Source organism: Nesterenkonia lutea, assembly GCF_014873955.1.
GTDB lineage: Bacteria > Actinomycetota > Actinomycetes > Actinomycetales > Micrococcaceae > Nesterenkonia > Nesterenkonia lutea.
On the sequence record NZ_JADBED010000001.1, the window covers coordinates 1616384 to 1633080 of the forward strand.

Here is a 16697-nt window from a genome sequence, read left to right on the forward strand (position 1 = left end):
CCTTCACTTCTACTCTAGTCCTGATCCCCGATGCCTGGAGGGACAGTGAGCAGAAAGTCTTCGACCAGCTTCAGCGCCCCCTCGACGGAGGCATCGCGGATCTCCTCACGGTCGCCGTCGAGGTCCAACAGCAGTGACGCGGAGAGCCACTCCTGGGCCTCGGCGGCGCTGAGCCCGGCGCGGGGCTCTTCGCAGCCCTCGGGCAGACGGACGCCCAGCCGCCGAACCGTGGACTTCCTGCAGGCCAGGCCGAGATAGACGGTCCCCACGTCCTTGCCCTCGTGCGGTGCGGGGCCGGCCACACCGGTGGTGGAGACCCCGATGTCGGCACCGGTGCATGCTGCGGCTCCGCGTGCCATGGCCGCGGCCACGTCGGGATCCACAGCGCCCCGCTGCTCGAGCAGCTCTGCGTCGACGCCGAGAACATTACGCTTCACGGCGCTGGAATAGGCGACGACGCCGCCCAGCAGAGCCACAGAGGTGCCGGGCACTTCGGCGATGCGGGAGCAGAGACCTCCGGCGGTCAGGGATTCTGCAGTGGCCAGTGTGGCTCCGCGATGGCCCAGGCGTTGGATGAGGGATCTCGGCTCGGTCCTGTGCTCGGCCTCTCGGGCCACTTCGCCGGCGTCGCCCTCGGTCTTCAGGCCTTCAGGCATTGCCGTCCCCTGCATCACCCGGTCGACTGGCGTCCGCGTCCGCCGCCCGCACCCTGCGCCGCATCTTGAACGCGGAGAGGACGTAGTCCACGCCGGTGATCACCGTGACCACCAGGGCCAGGATCATGATTCCCAGCGCGACGTCGGCCAGCCAGTCGGCGATGACCACCAGCGGCAGCAGCATGAGCAGCAGACCTGCGGACTGCAGCACGGTCTTGAGCTTGCCCCCGCGGGAGGCCGGCATGACGCCGTAGCGGATCACCGCCATGCGCAGCACCGTGACGCCCACCTCGCGGATCAGAATGACGACGGTGACCCACCAGGGCAGCTCAGAGAGCAGCGAGAGCATGATCAGGCCCGCGCCGATGAGCAGCTTGTCGGCGATGGGGTCCGCGATCTTGCCGAAGTCGGTGACGAGATTGCGCGCGCGCGCCAGGTCGCCGTCGATCTTGTCGGTGAGCACTGCCACGGCGAAGACCGCCGCAGCCGCCCACCGCCAGCCGCCGTTGTCCGCCTCGGGACTGCCGCCGAAGAGCGCGCCGTCGGAGTCCAGCACCAGGAACCAGATGAAGACGGGAACCAGAGCGATCCGGACCATGGTCAGGATGTTCGCGATGTTCAGCAGCGGTGCTTGTCCGTTCTGCGCCGATGTCTCGCGGGGTGTGTCAGTCATGAGCCTCTCAGCGTCCGGTCAATTCCCAAACATCCTCACCGGATGTGGAGTCATGACCGTCATGATAGTCGTTCGCCTGGGGCAGCGCCGCCGTGCGCTCGGCCAGGTCCCGGGCGATCAGATCTGCGCTGGAGAGCGACTGCCGGCTCACCCGGCGCTCACCGACCGCCTGGGTGGGCGCGGTCTGTGTGGGCACGGCCCGTGTCGGGTCGGACTGGATGGAATCGGACTGGGCGGGATCTGACTGGACGTAACCGGACTGGAGAGGCTCCGCCGCCGAGGCGGCAGAGACGGCCGATGATCCGGAGACCGCAGAGTACCCGGACTCAGCGGAGGGCGCGGAGCCCCCGGTGGAGGCCGAGCGGACGGTGCCGGTGGAAGCTGCAGTCGGGGCCGGTGCCTGCTCGGCCCCAAGGACTCCGGTGGGAGCGGTCTGCACCGACTGGCCCGGCTCATACTCGATGCCCGTGTTGTCGTAGGCCTCGGGGGCGGCTTCGCTGGGCGCTGCCCCCCGCGGCTCCTCGCCGCGCATGGTGGCCAGCAGGCCGGGGAGCTCCTCCGGGGAGACCAGCACGTCGCGGGCCTTCGAGCCCTCTGAGGCGCTGACCACGCCGCGGGATTCCATCAGGTCCATCAGCCGGCCGGCCTTGGCGAAGCCCACGCGCAGCTTGCGCTGGAGCATGGAGGTGGAGCCGAACTGCGTGGTGACCACCAGTTCGGTGGCCTGCAGCAGCACGTCGAGATCGTCCCCGATGTCCTCATCGATCTTCTTGGAGACCTTCTCCGGCACCACGTCCTCGCGGTACTGGGCCTTGAGCTGGGACTTCACGTGCTCGACCACTGCGTGGACCTCTGAGTCATTGACCCAGGCGCCCTGGACGCGCATGGCGTTGGGACGTCCTGCGGGAAGGAAGAGCGCGTCTCCCTGCCCGAGCAGCTTCTCCGCACCCACGGAGTCCAGCACCACGCGGGAATCCGTGGAGGAGGAGGTCGCGAAGGCCATGCGGGAGGGGATGTTGGCCTTGATCAGACCGGTGACCACGTTGACCGAGGGGCGCTGGGTGGCCAGCACCAGGTGGATGCCGGCCGCGCGGGCGAGCTGGGTGATGCGCACGATCGAGTCCTCGACGTCGCGCGGGGCGACCATCATCAGGTCGGCGAGCTCGTCGACGATCACCAGCAGATAGGGGTAGGGCCGCAGGTCGCGCTGGGAGTCCGGGGGCAGCTGGATCTTGCCCGCGCGGATCGCCTTGTTGAAGTCATCGATGTGCTTGTACCCGAAGTGGGCGAGGTCGTCGTAGCGGTTGTCCATCTCCTTGACCACCCACTGCAGCGCCTCGGCGGCCTTCTTGGCGTCGGTGATGATCGGGGTGACCAGGTGCGGGACACCTTCGTAGGCGGTGAGCTCCACACGCTTGGGGTCCACCATGACCAGGCGGACCTCGTCCGGGGTGGCGCGCATCAGGATGGAGGTGACCATGGAGTTCACGAAGGCCGACTTGCCTGCGCCGGTGGCGCCGGCCACCAGCAGGTGCGGCATCTTCGCGAGGTTGGCGACCACGAAGCCGCCCTCGACATCTTTGCCCACGCCCATGATCATGGGGTGATCCGTCTTGCGCGCGGCGTTGGAGCGGAGCACATCGCCCAGGGCGACGACTTCCTTGTCCTTGTTCGGGATCTCGATGCCGATGGCGGACTTGCCCGGGATGGGCGAGAGGATCCGGACCTCGTTGGAGGCCACGGCCAGGGAGATGTTCTTCTCCAGTCCGGTGACCTTCTCCACCTTGGTGCCCGGAACGAGCTCCACCTCGTAGCGGGTGACCGTGGGTCCGCGGGAGAACCCGGTGACCTGGGCCTCGACCTTGAACTGCTGGAAGGTCTGGTTCAGCGCGTGCACGACCTCATCGTTGGCAGCAGTGTGCTCCTTGGCCGGAGGACCCGAGGGCAGCAGTCCCTGTTCGGGCAGCGTGTAGGTGACGTCTCCGCCGAGGGTGAGCTGTTCCGAGCGCACGGGCATCGCAGCGGCAGGGGCAGGAGCCTCGGCCTCCGGGTTGTTGCGCAGCGCGGCCGAGGAGGGCACGCCGGCGGCGGGCTGCGCCTCTGCGGCAGGGGCCGCTTTCTCGCGCGCCCGCTGGATGGCCAGCTCCTGAGCGGTGGGACGGCGGACTCCTGCCGGCACGGCCGGGGAGCTGAAGGACCCTTCGGCGGACTCTTCGAAGACCGGGTCCTCGTAGGCCCCGGCCGCGGCGCGCTGGGCGTCGGAGTCTGCAGAATCCTCGTTGCCGAAGGACTCGGCGTCGGCGGACTCCGAGTCCCCGGCCTTCGTCCCCATGATCTTGGCGAGCAGGGACTTCTTCCCGCCGGCCTCTGCGGCAGCGGGATCCTCGGCATGGCGCGCGGAGCGGCGCGGGCGGTCCGCAGCGTCGTCCTCGGCTGTGGCGGACTTCGAGCCGGACCTGGCCGGCTTGGACCCGGATGCGGACGCTGGGGTGCCGCTCTGGTCCGCGTCACGCTGCTGGGAGGCCCCGCCGGTGGGAAGGTTCGGGTCCTGTTCGGGCTCGCGGCGCTCCCCCACCACGTAGCTCATGGCCACGGCGGCGCGGTCGGGCAGCCGGCGAAGCGGGGTGTCGGTGAGGATCAGGATTCCGGCGAGCAGCGCGATGATCAGCAGCGCCCAGACCGGATAGGGGGTCACCAGTGAGGCCAGCGGGACGCTGACGAGGTAGCCGACGACGCCGCCCGAGGTCAGCAGGGCGGTGAAGGTGCCGTCGGTGCCCACGGTGAAGGCTTCGTTGATCGTGGGCAGGCCGTTCGCCAGGTGCACGATCCCTGCCGCGGCGACCAGGATGATCGCGCTGCCTGCGGCGATCCGGGCATTGCCCGAATGGTCCTGGGGCGCGCGGAAATAGCGCACGGCGGCGATCAGCAGGATCAGCGGCAGGATCACCGAGGCCCACCCGAAGGTGCCGGCGGTGGAGGTGTGCACCACGCCCGTCGCCCAGTGGTCGATGGCGCGGGCGCCCCACCAGTCCACCACGGCGGTGAGCAGGGCCAGCAGGAAGAACACCAGTCCCGCGCCGTCGCGGCGGTCGGCGGGGTGGATCTTCACCTGCCGTCCGATGCCTCGCACGGCGGAGGCCACCGGGGTGGCCAGAGCCAGCCAGAGGCCGCGCGCGGCGGAGGCCAGCAGGTTCCCGCGCGGGGAATCTGCTGGTTCATCGGAGGTGTTCTTCGACGTCGTCGCGCGGCCGGAGGCACTCTTGGAAGTCTTGCTTCCTTTTGTGCTGGCGGCTCGCGAGGGGGAAGTACGTGTCGCCATGGGGACAACTTACCCCTGATGCCGACTCAGGTCATCGATCGGCACACCTTTGGGCCCCACTGGCTGTGGGGCCCAAAGGTGTTGCCGGTGCGCCAGCGCCCGGAGAACCTGGGCCCGGAGAACCTGGGCTCGATCAGGTCTCGACGACCACCGGGACGATCATCGGCTTGCGGCGCAGCTTGCGGCTGACCCAGGAGCCCATGGTCCGGCGCACGATCTGCTGGAGCTGATGCGTGGTGTGTTCCTTGTTGTCCTGAATGGCCTCGGTCAGGGCGCGGGAGATCTTGGGCTTGATGTCCTTGAAGACCTGGTCCTCCTCGGCCACGCCGCGGGCGTGGATGTCGGGGCCGGAGATGATCTTCCCGGTCTGCCGGTTGACCACCACGACCACGGAGATGAACCCCTCTTCGCCGAGCACGCGGCGATCCTTGAGGTCGTTGTCGGTGATCTCGCCGATGGAGGAGCCGTCCACGTAGACGTAGCCGCACTCGACCTGCCCGACGATCTCGGCCACGCCCTTGTGCAGGTCCACCACGGTGCCGTCATCGGCGAGCAGCACGCGGTCGCTGGGGACTCCGGTCTCCTCGGCGAGCTTGCCGTTGGCGATCAGGTGGCGGGTCTCTCCGTGGACCGGCATGACGTTCTTGGGACGCACGATGTTGTAGCAGTAGAGCAGCTCGCCGGCGGAGGCGTGTCCGGAGACGTGGACCTTGGCGGTGCCCTTGTGGATGACGTCGGTGCCGAGCTTGAGCAGCCCGTTGATCACGCGGAACACGGCGTTCTCATTGCCAGGGATCAGCGAGGAGGCCAGGATGACGGTGTCGTCCTGACCCACCTGGATCGGGTGGTCGCCGTTGGCCATGCGGGACAGTGCGGCCATGGGCTCGCCCTGGGAACCGGTGGACATCAGCACCACCTCGGAGTCCGGGTAGTTGTCCACCTTCTTCATGTCCACCAGGATGCCCTCGGGGACGTCAAGGAAGCCGAGCTTGGAGGCGATGCCCATGTTGCGCACCATCGAGCGGCCGACGAAGGCCACCTTGCGGTTGTGCGCCTGGGCGGCGTTGAGCACCTGCTGCACGCGGTGCACGTGGGAGGAGAAGGAGGCGACGATGATGCGTCGGCTCGAGTTGCCGAAGAGCTGCTCCAGGGTCGGGCCGATCTCCTTCTCCGGGGTGGTGAATCCGGGGACATCGGCATTGGTGGAGTCGGTGAGGAACAGGTCCACGCCTTCTTCGCCGAGCTTGGCGAAGTGGCGCAGGTCGGTGATCCGTCCGTCCAGGGGCAGCTGGTCCATCTTGAAGTCGCCGGTGTGCAGCACTGTGCCGGCCTCGGTGCGGATGAAGACCGCCAGCGCATCAGGGATGGAGTGGTTGACCGCGACGAACTCGCACTGGAAGGGACCGAAGTCCTCCACATCGCCCTCTTTGACCTCGAGGGTGTAGGGCTTGATCCGGTGCTCGGTGAGCTTGGCCTCGATGAAGGCCAGGGTCAGCGTGGATCCGATCAGGGGGATGTCGGGCTTCTTGCGCAACAGGTACGGGACTGCGCCGATGTGGTCTTCGTGACCGTGGGTGAGGACCAGTCCGACGACGTCGTCAAGTCGGTTCTCGATGTAGCTGAAGTCGGGAAGGATCAGGTCCACGCCGGGCTGCTCCTCTTCGGGGAACAGGACGCCGCAGTCGACGATCAGCAGCTTGCCGCCGATCTCGAAGACCGTCATGTTGCGCCCGATGTCCCCCAGGCCGCCCAGGGCGACGGTGCGCAGAGTTCCGCGGCGTAGTTTCGGTGGAGTGATGAGGCGCTGTGCTGCCAAGGTGATGTTCCTCCTCTGGATGCCCCTGTGGGAGCGTCCATTATCTAGTGCGTGCGTGGTCTGCCCTGGAGCCGTCCGTTCTGCGGACGAGCCCTCAGAGCTGCCAGCCTGCCTCTCGCAGGTCGGCGATGATCAGTTGTTTCTCAAGTTCGTTGGCCTGCACGAGCGGCAGGCGGACTGCGGGGTTCATCCCGGTGCCGAGCCAGTTGAGCGCCTGCTTGCAGGAGACGGCGCCCTGGACGCGCGTCATCATGGCGCGGATGACGGGGCCGAGCTCGCTGTGGGCGATGCGTGCCTCGCGCAGCTCATAGGTCAGCACGGCGTCGATCATGCGGCGGAAGGTCGGGGAGGCCACATGGGCGGTCACCGAGACGACGCCGGCGGCGCCCATGGCCATCCAGGCGAGCACGTTCTGGTCGTCACCGGAGTAGACCTCGAGGTCGGTCTTGGTGAGCACCTCCGTGGTGGCGGTGATGTCATTCTTCGCGTCCTTGAGCGACATGATGTGCGGGTGCTCGGCGAGCTTCAGGATCGTCTCGGTGGCGATCGGGATGCCGGTGCGGCCGGGGATGTCATAGATCATCAGCGGCAGGTCGGCGGCGTCGGCCACGGCGGTGAAGTGCGCGAACACCCCGTCCTGGCTGGGCTTGTTGTAATACGGGGTGACCACGAGCTGCCCGTCGGCCCCGGCCCTCTCGGCGCGCTTGGCCATGAGCAGGTCGTGGTCGGTGTGGTTGGTGGCGGTGCCGGCGATGATCTTCGCACGGTCCCCGACGGCGGACTTGGCCGCGCGCACCAGGGATTCCTTCTCGTGGTCCTCCAGCGTGGAGGTCTCACCCGTGGTGCCGGAGACCACCAGGGAGTCATTGCCCTCGTCGACGAGTCTGGCCGCGAGCGCCTCGAACGCATCGAAGTCGATCTTGTCATCTGCGGTGAAGGGAGTGACCATCGCCGTGATCAGATGCCCGAAGTGCGGGTCGGTCTGATCCGGGTGCTGGACCTGCCCCGCCGTGAGGTGAGGATCGAATTCGTGTGTGGGCTCGTTGTCGCTTGCCATGGGGCTCAGCCTACCGTGCCGCCCGCCGCTCCCCCATCCCGCGCTCCGCTCCCCTGGCTTCCCCTCCCCCAGCGTTTTACCGGGGTGAACGTGTTCTACCGGGCGAACCGTCGAGCCGGTAGACCGCGCAAGGGGCGGTAAAACGCTGGGGTGCGGTGGGAGGGGCTAGCTGTCCGGGGTCTCCATGGCTCCGGCGGCGAGCGTGGTGCCGCTGTGGCCCGGGTCGCCGTCGAAGTGCTCGTGGGAGACGTCGACCACCGGGTACTCGCTCAGGTCGAGTCCGGCGGGCACCTGGAAGGTCGTGGAGTCCGTGCCGGTGACCACACCCAGGGACTGCAGGCGGGTCCCGTCCTCATCGCGGAGCCACACCTCGAAGTAGCCTGCCTCCGGGTCGGGTGCGGCGGAGACCTCGACGGTGAGCTCCAGGATGCCTTCCTCGGTCTCCACCATCTCGGCGCGGCCGGAGAAGTCCTCGACCTCCACTGGTTCCAGCGTGGCATCTCCGAGGACCGTCGGTGCCGCCACGGGAGGCAGATCGTCCTCGCCTGGACCGTCGTCAGTGCCGCTCCGGCCGAGGATTCCGGCCACAGCCGCACCGCCGATGAGCACACCAGCGGCGGCCGCCGCGAGCGGAACCCACCGGCGGTGTCGGGTCTGCTCTCGGCGAGGACGAAGCTGGTGGACCGAGGCCATCGGACGGTCATTCTCCTGCTCGGGCACGGCCATCTCGGCGGCGATGCGGTCCCAGAGTCCGGCGGGGGGCTCGAGGAGGTCGACAGGATCGCGCAGCGCCTCCACGGCCCGCTCGGTGGCGGCCAGCGCGGCACGACATGAAGCGCAGAGCGCCAGGTGCTCATGCGCCCGGCTCATCTCGGACCGGCTTAGTCCGGCCTGGTGGGCCGCGGGGCTGGACGGATCGGAAGCATCCGTGAAAGCGGGCTGTCCGACGGCGGCCGGGCCACCAGCAGCCAGGCGGGCGTCGGCCAGGACAGCCAGAGACTCCTCGGAAAGGTGCTCATCGGCGCCGGAGCGCTCGATCGGCGGAAGCTGCTCAGTCACTATGCACCTCCAGACTCTCTCGCATGCGGGCCAGGCCCCGGTGGACATGGGATTTCACGGTGCCGAGCGGCATCTCAAGTCGCTCGGCGATGGTCTTCAGCGGCAGGTCCTCGGTATAGGCCAGCCGCAGTATCTCATCCTGCGGCGGGCCGAGCGCGTCCAGAGTCTGCTGGACCACCACACGGTCGACCAGCGCATCCGTGGGCTGCGGCGCCTCATGGCGAGACTGGGCGTCCGCCCCGGCCTCGGCAGCCTGCTGGTCCCGCGCACGGCGGGCGAACACGTCTGCGATGACGCGCCGGGTGATCCCGGTCAGCCAGGCTCCGGTGGGCTGTGTGACGTCGTAGGTGTCATGTGAGCGCCATGCGCGGGTGAACACCTGCTGGGTCGCGTCCTCCGCGTCCTGGCGGTGTCGCAGGGCGGCCATGCACAGGGAGAACACGAACGTCGCGTGCTGCCGATAGAGGTCCCGCATGGCTCCGGGGTCTCCGGCCGCGAAGCGCATCGCCAGGTGCTGCTGGTCCAGGGCGTCTCCTCGGTCACGGATCAGTTTCAGAGTCGGCACGGTCGCCGTCGCCCTCCGCTCACTGCGCTGGTTCGGCGACCACGATGACGTTGTCAGCATAGCTGTTCTGCTCCGGCATCCATTGGCCCCCACACGTGATCAGCACCAACCGATGCGGACCGGTCCGCTCGAAGTAGGGCGCGAAGTCCAGCCCGTCCTTGCCGAGCTGCTCGACTTCGGTGACCTCGTAACGGTGCTCCTCGCCCGCCTCGTCCAGCACGGTGACCTCCTCGCCGGGACGCGAGTCCTTCAGCGCGTACAGCGGGCCCACCGGGGTCTCCGCCGAGCCCGCATGTGCGGTGATGACAGTCGTGCCCACCTGATCCGCGGGCGACTTGCCGTACTCGTACCAGGCGGCCTGGGCGGCGTCGTCAGGGATGTCCATCTGGCCATCACTGTCGACTCCGCGCGGTTGGACCGGCAGTTCGGCGTCGATCCCCGGATAGCTGAGCCCCACGGGCACAGGCGTCGCCTCGACCTCGCCCAACTCAGCGGTCTTGATCGGGACCTCGGCGGGATTCACAGCAGCCGAGGCCGAGTCCGCCTGACCGGGGGCCTCCGGCGCCCTGAACGCCGAAGGCCCCGCGGATTCATCAGGTGCGGACGCCGTCGCCTCCCGGAGATCGCCCGGGGTGCTCGCGCCGGGGGCGCATCCGGACACGGCAAGGATGGCGAGGAACGCCAGGGCCATGCTGCGTGGATGACCCCGGTGTGAGCGGCGGCGGCTGGTGTTCATCTCAGGCGCGGCTCTTCGCGCGGGTTCCGAAGGCCACGGCGCCGACCCCGGCCAGTGCCAGGACGCCGAGACCGGCGACCCAGGCGGTGGACGACTGGGCCGCAGGGACCTCGTAGTTGCCGGTGGGGACGCCGTCCGGTGACGAGTGCATGCCCTCGACGGTCTGAGTGGCCAGGGCGAGGTTGCCGTCCTCAGCCGAACCCCAGGCATAGACGATCGTGGAGGTGCCTTCGGCGACCTCGACGTCCGCCGGGCCGATGACCGGATCGGATTCGCCGGTCAGCGAGACGGCTGCCTCCAGCGTCCCGGCGGGCAGCTCCAGGGCGGCCTCATCGGGGTTGGCGAGAGCCTCGACGGCGACCTCGCCATTCGCCCAGATGTCCACCTCGGGGGCGGCCGCGACGTGGCGGACGGTCAGGCGCCCTTCGCCAGCGGCCAGCTCCGAGGCGTCATTCTCGAAGGCCGTCACGGTGGGTGCGCCCTCGGCGTCCAGATGCGCGGCGGCGGTGTAGTTCATGCCTTCTTCGAGCGTCAGGTCCACCGGGCCCAGGACCGGATCAGAATCATCCTCGGCGTCGGCTGCGGTGATCGCGACCTCGTAGTCGCCGCCGGGGAGCTCCAGGGGTCCGGCCAGGTCCCCGGGTGCGAAATCATCAAGGGTCAGTTCGCCGTTGACGTAGACGTCCACGGGCAGATCCGGCACGGCGTGCAGCACGGACAGGTGCGCGGAGGCTCCCTCGTGCTCGTCGGCGAAGGCCGGGGCGGCGGATCCGGCGATGGCCAGACCGACCACGGCGGTGGTTGCTAGGGGCAGTGACTTACGCATGGCGTTGTCCTTTCCTGATTCCTCAAGCAGTGATCGTGATCACTCTTTGTGCTCACATCAGGACTACCGCCGGGGACGCAGAAAGGTTGCAGGACCACAGAACTATTTTCTGCACGTGTTTCCCCCGGGCGCGGGCCCAGTACCCACCCCGGCCTGCGCAGGCAGTAGCGTACGGTCTGTGATCAAAGCTGGCACCGCCTCCGCACGCACCCGTCGTCTCTCGGGGGTCGATGCCGCGCGCGGCCTGGCCCTGCTGGGCATGATGACGGTCCACGTGCTGCCCACCATCTCCGAGCCCGGCCACGAGGCCACCTGGGCGGGGCTGCTCTTCACCGGGCGCCCCTCGGCCCTGTTCGCGCTGCTGGCCGGGGTCGGGCTGGCGCTGCTGACCGGCGGCGTCGGCAGGGCGCACTCCAAGACCCAGCTCGCCGGGGACCGCAAGGCGATCGCCATGCGCGCGGTGATCGTGGTGCTCATCGGACTGCTCGTGGCCTCGCTGGACTCCGGGGTCGCGATCATTCTGGTCCACTACGGGCTGCTGTTCCTTCTGGCGCTTCCGTTCCTGCGCATGGGAGCAGTGCCGCTGTTCGTGCTGGCAGGTGCCTGGGTGGCGGCGGCTCCGGTGGCCTACTGGTGGCTGCACAATGATCTGCGCACCACGCTGACCGAATTCCCGGAGACCTGGCGGCTCTGGCACTCCCCCGGCGTGGCAGACCTCGCGGATCCCGCCGTGCTGGGCATGGATCTCGCGCTGACCGGGTACTACCCGCTGCTGATCTGGCCGGCGTACCTCTTCGCCGGGATGGCGATCGGCCGCCTGCCGCTGCAGCGCACGGGCACCGCGCTGAAGCTGGCCGGCACCGGTCTGGGCCTGGCCGTGCTCAGCTACGGGATCCACCTGTGGATGCTCTTCCAGTCAGAGTTCATCACCGAGCTGGCGGGCCGCTATGGCTGGTCCAGCGCAGAGCTGCGCGCCGAGCTGCTGGTCGGGACCCACCAGGTCCCGCTGGTCACCGAAGATGCCTGGTTCCTGCTGGCCACCCCGCATCAGGGCTCCACCATGGACCTGGTCCACACGCTGGGCTCCGCCATGCTGGTCCTCGGGCTGTGCCTGCTTGTCGCGGAGAAGCTGCGCTGGCTGCTGGCTCCGCTGATCGGAGCCGGTGCGATGCCGCTGACCCTCTATGTGGGGCACCTGATCGTGCTGCACTATTGGCGCGGGGCTCAGCTGCCCGACTTCATGACCTTCCTGGCGCAGTACTCCGAGGCGCAGATGCTGCTGATCCTGATCCTGGGCGCGCTGGCGGCAGGACTGCTGCGATTCCTGCTGCGGCGTCGCGGTCCGCTGGAGACGCTCACGCACGCGGCGGGCAACGCCGTCGCGGGTCGCTGAAGCCTGCTCTCCCGTCCTCCTGCTGCCCCGCCGCCTCCTGCCGCCTCGCTGCCTCGCCGCCACCCCCGCGTTTTATCAGGCCTCGCGCGTTCTACCGGGCCGACGGTGCGGCGGGTATTCCGCGCAGGCCCCGGTAAAACGCTGACCGAAGGCGACGCCGGGGAAGGGAGCCGGGATGCTCAGCTGAGGCGGCGGGCGCCGGCGGAGGGCTGGGCGAGGAAGCCGGTGGGTTCGGTGAAGCCATGCTGCCGGGCGTTCTCCTGCACGGCTCCGAGCAGCCCGTCGAAGGACTCCGTGTGGATCAGCGCGATCACGCAGCCGCCGAAGCCGCCCCCGACCTGCCGTGCGCCGAGTGCGGGCTGGGCGCCGTGGCTCTGGTGCGGGGACATCAATGTCTCGACCAGCGTGTCGGTCTCTTCGACGGTGATCTCGAAGTCGTCGCGCTGTGAGGCGTGGGATGCGCTGAGGGTCTCGCCGAGCTGCGCGTAGGAACCGGTGCTCAGCGCCTCCTTCGCGGCGAGCACCCGGGTGTTCTCGGTGAGCACGTGGCGCACGCGGCGCAGGGTGACCGGGTCGGGGAGCCGAGCGGTCAGCTCCTCGGGTGCGACGCCGTCGTCGTTGAGTTCACGCAGACTCTCCAGACCGAGCTCGCGAGCCCCCGCCTCACACTGCGCGCGCCGAGCGGCGTACTCCCCGTCCACCAGCCGGTGCTCGGCCTGGGAGTCGATGACCAGCAGCGCGAGCCCGTCCTGTTCCAGCCTGAAGGGGACGTGCTCGATTCTCATGCTGCGGGTGTCCAGCAGCAGCGCGTGCTCGGCGCGGGCCGCCACCGAGGCCATCTGGTCCATGATCCCGCAGGGCATGCCGACGAAGTCGTTCTCGGCGTGCTGGGCGAGCTGGGCGAGGGCCACGGCAGGCAGTTCGACCCCGGCCAGTTCCGCGGCCGCGAGGCCCACCGAGCATTCCAGGGCGGCCGAGGAGGACAGTCCCGCTCCGATGGGCACCTCGGAGTCGATCAGCAGGTCCAGGCCCGGCAACAGGTGCCCGGCCTGCTCCAGCGACCAGAGCATCCCGGCGGCATAGGCGGCCCAGCCCTCGACGGCGCCGGGGACCAGCCCGTCCAGACTGAACTCGGCGGTCTCGCCGTTGAGCAGAGACCGCACATGCACCATTCGATCGGTGCGGAGGGCAGCGGCCACCCGGCTGGTCTGCGGGAGGGCGAAGGGCAGCACGAACCCACCGTTGTAATCCGTGTGCTCACCGATCAGGTTCACCCGACCGGGGGCGGCCCAGATCCCGGCGCAGGGGCGCGCATAGGCCTGCTGAAACTCCTCAGCGAGGGCCAGTTGCTCGGTGCTCATCGGGGACCTCCTGCTGATGGCGTCGCGGGCGGCGTCGTTAAAGGCGTCGTTGAAGGCGTCGTGGGATCCGAGGCGGTGGAGGGGTTCAGGGCCTGCCAGGCGTCAGTCACCATCTGGTGGACGTCGCGGGTGGGCTCCCAGCCCAGGTGCTGCAGCGCGCGCTGGCCGGAGGCCACGAGCACGGCCGGGTCCCCTGCGCGGCGGGGCTCTTCCACGGCGGCAACCTCGCGACCGGTCACGTCACGAACGGCGTCGATCACCTGGCGCACGGACGTGCCGGTGCCGGTGCCGAGGTTGTAGATCTCGTGGGTGCCGGGCTCGGCGGCCTTGAGCGCGCGCAGATGGGCCTCGGCGAGATCGAGCACGTGGATATAGTCGCGGACCGCGGTGCCGTCTTCGGTGGGGTAATCGGTGCCGAAGATGCTCGCGCTCTCCTTCTGACCTGCGGCGACCTTCAGCAGGTTCGGGATCAGGTGGGTCTCGGGGTCGTGGCGTTCGCGCAGCGCCCCGGAGGCGCCGGCGACATTGAAGTAGCGCAGGCTGATCGCGGCCAGGCCGTGGGCATGGGCCTCGGCGGTGAGCATGTGATCGATGGCCAGCTTGGACGCGCCGTAGGGGTTCGTCGGCATGGTCTGATCCGACTCGGCAATGCTCGCGCCCGCAGGTTCCCCGTAGACCGCTGCGGTGGAGGAGAACACCAGACGGCGGACCCCGGCCTCCCGCATGGCGTCGAGCAGGGCGAGGGTGGCGACGATGTTGCCGTGCCAGTACCGCTCCGGATGGGCCACTGACTCCCCCACCAGGGAACGCGCGGCGAGATGCACCACCCCGTCGAAGCTGGAGTCCAGGATTCGCCCTGCCTGGAGCAGATCTGCCTCGTGCCAGACGGCGCCGTCGAGGATGGAATCGGCGTGGCCGGTGCTCAGATTGTCCAGCACCTCCACCGTGTGACCCTCGGTGAGCAGCTGCTGCACCACCACTGATCCGATGTACCCGGCACCTCCGGTGACCAGCAGCTTCATCGTGTCTCCCCTGTCTGTGATCCTGCGTTCGGCGATCCTGCGGTCTGAGACCCCGAGTCCTGTGACTCTGTGCCTGTGTCTTCTCCGGAGACCGGCCCGAGCTCCACGAGCCGGCGGGCCATCTCCTCGGGTGCGATGTCATTGATGAACACGCCCATGCCGGATTCGGAGCCGGCCAGGAACTTCAGCTTATTCTCCGCGCGTCGGATCGAGAACAGCTGCAGGTGCAGCCGCATGAGCCCGGGCTCGGCCGAGGCGGGCGCCTGCTGCCAGCCGGAGATATAGGGCAGCGGGCCGTCGAAGAGCTGATCCCCGCGGCCGAGCAGGTCCAGGTACAGCGCGGCGAAGTCATCGCGCTCGGCGCTGGTCAGCTCGGGCAGCCGCTCCACCGCTCGGTTCGGGTAGATGTGCAGCTCCACGGGCCAGCGCGCCCAGGCGGGGATGAATGCTGTCCAGTGTTCGGTCCGCGCCACGATCCGCCGGCCGTCGGAGATCTCGCTGGCCAGGATGTCGGCGAAGAGATCACCGTCCCGGCGTTCGCGGTAGTCGGCGGCGGACTCCAGCAGGGTCCGGGTGCGCGGTGTGATGAACGGGTAGCCGTAGATCTGCCCATGCGGGTGGTGCAGGGTCACACCGATCTCCTCGCCGCGATTCTCGAAGCAGTAGACCTGTTCCACTCCGGGCTCGGCGAGCATCGCTGCACTCCGGTCGGCCCAGGCGTCCACCACGGTGCGCATCCGTGCGGCGCTGACCTGGGCGAGCTGGGAGGTGTGCTCATCGGTGAAGCAGACCACCTCGCACCGGCCGGAGCCGGGCTGGAGCAGTCCGGCGGACTCGGCGGCCGCCGTCGTCGTGCTCAGGAAGTCGGCCGGGACCGGGACATCGCCGCGGAAGGAGGGGAAGCGGTTCTCGAAGACGACGACGTCGTAGCTGGCCTGGGGGACCTCGGTGTCGCGGTCCGCAGTGGAGGGGCACAGCGGGCACTGGTCGGTGGAGGGCAGGTGGGTGCGGTGCTGGCGGGCCGCGGCGATGGCCACCCATTCGCGCAACAGCGGGTCGTACCGCATCTCGTTGCCGCCTTCGGGGCGGGTGATCTCGCGCCGGTCCTGGACGGTCCGGCTCCGGGGCTCGTCGTCGAAGAAGATGATCTCGCGGCCGTCGGCCAGCTGCGCGCCGGTCTTGTGCGCGCGGCGGTTCTCGGCCGGCGGGGCCTGGTGGGAGTCAGCGGTCATCTAGGTCTCCTGGTCTCGGTGGGGTCGGCGAGGATCAGCGTGTCGAGCTTCTCGCGCAGCTGCTCGGCGGCAGAGCGGGACAGTCCGGTGTCGGTGATCAGCATGTCGATCTGCGGGAGCTGGGCGAAGGTGCCCAGCGCGGTGGTGTTCCATTTGGTGTGATCGGCCAGGACGACGGCGCGGGCCGCGGTCTGCAGCAGGGTGCGGTTGGTCTCCGCCTCCTCGAGGTTCGGGGTGGTGCAGCCCGCGGTCAGCGAGAATCCGTGGGCGCCGAGAAAGACGAGGTCCAGGTGCAGCGAGCGCAGCGCCTGGTTGGCGATCGGGCCCACCAGCGCGTCGGAGGGGGTGCGGACTCCGCCGGTGAGGATCACGGTCGGTCCCGCCGCGGCGCCGGCTCGGCCAGGCAGATCGGTCTCTGCGCAGTGGTGGAAGATGTCTGCGATCCGCGGCGAATTGGTGACCACGGTGAGGTCGGCGACGGCGAGCAGCTCGTGCGCCAGCGTCCAGGTGGTGGTGCCCGCCGAGAGCCCGATGGACATGCCCGGTTTCACGTGCGCGGCGGCAGCGGCGGCGATGCCCTGCTTCTCGGGCTGCTGCTGCGCTGATTTGGCCTGGAACCCGGGCTCCTCGGTGCGCCGGACGGCGGCGGAATCACCGGGGCGCGCGGCGACGGCGCCGCCATGGACTTTGGCGATGACGCCCTGTTCCGCGAGGCTGTCGAGGTCCCGGCGGATGGTCATGTCGGAGACCTCGAAGCGCGCGGCGAGCTCGGTGACGCTGACCGCCCCGGCGGAGTCCAGCGCGGCCACGATGCCCGCACGGCGCTGAGCTGCAAGCATGGAGACCCCTTCGACAGCGTGTGTACGTTCCGATCATATTCAAACACAATTCAACACTTCCCAACAGCCCTCCCCCGCGTTTTACCTGGCCTTGCGCGGATTACCGGCCTGACGGTGAGCCCGGTAATCCACGCGACGCCCGG

14 protein-coding genes are annotated in these 16697 nt (G+C 69.0%); 1 reads left to right on the forward strand and 13 read right to left on the reverse strand.

What is annotated here, in order from left to right; translation table 11 throughout:
* Window positions 1-14: 14 nt before the first annotated feature.
* From H4W27_RS07355 to H4W27_RS07395, 9 genes are all read right to left on the reverse strand, one after another.
* The gene (locus H4W27_RS07355) at window positions 15-656 is read right to left on the reverse strand and encodes a CinA family protein (RefSeq protein ID WP_192595349.1); all 642 of its coding nucleotides are present in this window, start codon (window positions 654-656) and stop codon (window positions 15-17) included.
* Window positions 649-1329 (reverse strand): CDP-diacylglycerol--glycerol-3-phosphate 3-phosphatidyltransferase, encoded by a 681-nt coding sequence (gene pgsA, locus H4W27_RS07360; protein ID WP_192595350.1) that lies wholly within the window; start codon window positions 1327-1329, stop codon window positions 649-651. Before pgsA ends, H4W27_RS07355 begins: the two co-directional genes overlap by 8 nt.
* Window positions 1330-1336: 7 nt before the next feature.
* Window positions 1337-4648: a DNA translocase FtsK gene (locus tag H4W27_RS07365; RefSeq protein ID WP_192595351.1), complete on the reverse strand. Its 3312-nt coding sequence runs from the start codon at window positions 4646-4648 to the stop codon at window positions 1337-1339.
* A gap of 133 nt (window positions 4649-4781) precedes the next feature.
* Window positions 4782-6464, reverse strand: a complete 1683-nt coding sequence (locus H4W27_RS07370) for a ribonuclease J (RefSeq protein WP_192595352.1) — start codon at window positions 6462-6464, stop codon at window positions 4782-4784.
* A 94-nt stretch (window positions 6465-6558) separates the two neighbouring features.
* Window positions 6559-7521, reverse strand: coding sequence for a 4-hydroxy-tetrahydrodipicolinate synthase (gene dapA, locus H4W27_RS07375; protein ID WP_192595353.1), 963 nt, complete (start codon window positions 7519-7521; stop codon window positions 6559-6561).
* A gap of 165 nt (window positions 7522-7686) precedes the next feature.
* The gene (locus H4W27_RS07380; RefSeq protein WP_192595354.1) at window positions 7687-8580 is read right to left on the reverse strand and encodes an anti-sigma factor; all 894 of its coding nucleotides are present in this window, start codon (window positions 8578-8580) and stop codon (window positions 7687-7689) included.
* Window positions 8573-9145, reverse strand: a complete 573-nt coding sequence (locus H4W27_RS07385; protein ID WP_318782216.1) for an RNA polymerase sigma factor — start codon at window positions 9143-9145, stop codon at window positions 8573-8575. The genes H4W27_RS07380 and H4W27_RS07385 overlap by 8 nt, the downstream gene beginning before the upstream one ends.
* Window positions 9146-9164: 19 nt before the next feature.
* Window positions 9165-9881 carry a sortase domain-containing protein gene (locus H4W27_RS07390; RefSeq protein WP_192595355.1) on the reverse strand — a complete coding sequence of 239 codons (717 nt, stop codon included), beginning with the start codon at window positions 9879-9881 and terminating at the stop codon, window positions 9165-9167.
* Between the two features lies 1 nt (window position 9882).
* Entirely contained in the window at window positions 9883-10707 is an 825-nt protein-coding gene (locus H4W27_RS07395; protein ID WP_192595356.1) for a DUF4397 domain-containing protein, read from the reverse strand.
* Window positions 10708-10885: 178 nt separating this feature from the next.
* On the opposite strand from H4W27_RS07395, the gene H4W27_RS07400 reads away from it, so the two are divergent.
* Complete coding sequence (locus H4W27_RS07400) at window positions 10886-12100, forward strand: heparan-alpha-glucosaminide N-acetyltransferase domain-containing protein (protein WP_192595357.1); 1215 nt, start codon at window positions 10886-10888, stop codon at window positions 12098-12100.
* A gap of 179 nt (window positions 12101-12279) precedes the next feature.
* On the opposite strand, the gene galK is transcribed toward H4W27_RS07400, so the two are convergent.
* The 4 genes from galK to H4W27_RS07420 are packed head-to-tail and all read right to left on the reverse strand — an operon-like array spanning window position 12280 to window position 16554.
* Window positions 12280-13461: a galactokinase gene (galK, locus tag H4W27_RS07405; protein WP_192595358.1), complete on the reverse strand. Its 1182-nt coding sequence runs from the start codon at window positions 13459-13461 to the stop codon at window positions 12280-12282.
* Window positions 13458-14483 (reverse strand): UDP-glucose 4-epimerase GalE, encoded by a 1026-nt coding sequence (galE, locus tag H4W27_RS07410; RefSeq protein WP_192595359.1) that lies wholly within the window; start codon window positions 14481-14483, stop codon window positions 13458-13460. Before galE ends, galK begins: the two co-directional genes overlap by 4 nt.
* Window positions 14480-15715 carry a galactose-1-phosphate uridylyltransferase gene (galT, locus tag H4W27_RS07415; RefSeq protein ID WP_192595360.1) on the reverse strand — a complete coding sequence of 412 codons (1236 nt, stop codon included), beginning with the start codon at window positions 15713-15715 and terminating at the stop codon, window positions 14480-14482. The genes galE and galT overlap by 4 nt, the downstream gene beginning before the upstream one ends.
* Window positions 15712-16554 carry a DeoR/GlpR family DNA-binding transcription regulator gene (locus H4W27_RS07420; protein WP_192595361.1) on the reverse strand — a complete coding sequence of 281 codons (843 nt, stop codon included), beginning with the start codon at window positions 16552-16554 and terminating at the stop codon, window positions 15712-15714. Before H4W27_RS07420 ends, galT begins: the two co-directional genes overlap by 4 nt.
* Window positions 16555-16697: the final 143 nt, after the last annotated feature.

What these genes read in the sequence shown, in the direction of transcription:
- galE (WP_192595359.1), bottom strand. Translation starts at nt 14,483, where the DNA reads ATGAAGCTGCTGGTCACCGGAGGTGCCGGGTACATCGGATCAGTGGTG.
- galK (WP_192595358.1), bottom strand. Translation starts at nt 13,461, where the DNA reads ATGAGCACCGAGCAACTGGCCCTCGCTGAGGAGTTTCAGCAGGCCTAT.
- H4W27_RS07365 (WP_192595351.1), bottom strand. Translation starts at nt 4,648, where the DNA reads ATGGCGACACGTACTTCCCCCTCGCGAGCCGCCAGCACAAAAGGAAGC.
- H4W27_RS07390 (WP_192595355.1), bottom strand. Translation starts at nt 9,881, where the DNA reads ATGAACACCAGCCGCCGCCGCTCACACCGGGGTCATCCACGCAGCATG.
- pgsA (WP_192595350.1), bottom strand. Translation starts at nt 1,329, where the DNA reads ATGACTGACACACCCCGCGAGACATCGGCGCAGAACGGACAAGCACCG.
- galT (WP_192595360.1), bottom strand. Translation starts at nt 15,715, where the DNA reads ATGACCGCTGACTCCCACCAGGCCCCGCCGGCCGAGAACCGCCGCGCG.
- H4W27_RS07420 (WP_192595361.1), bottom strand. Translation starts at nt 16,554, where the DNA reads ATGCTTGCAGCTCAGCGCCGTGCGGGCATCGTGGCCGCGCTGGACTCC.
- H4W27_RS07395 (WP_192595356.1), bottom strand. Translation starts at nt 10,707, where the DNA reads ATGCGTAAGTCACTGCCCCTAGCAACCACCGCCGTGGTCGGTCTGGCC.
- H4W27_RS07355 (WP_192595349.1), bottom strand. Translation starts at nt 656, where the DNA reads ATGCCTGAAGGCCTGAAGACCGAGGGCGACGCCGGCGAAGTGGCCCGA.
- dapA (WP_192595353.1), bottom strand. Translation starts at nt 7,521, where the DNA reads ATGGCAAGCGACAACGAGCCCACACACGAATTCGATCCTCACCTCACG.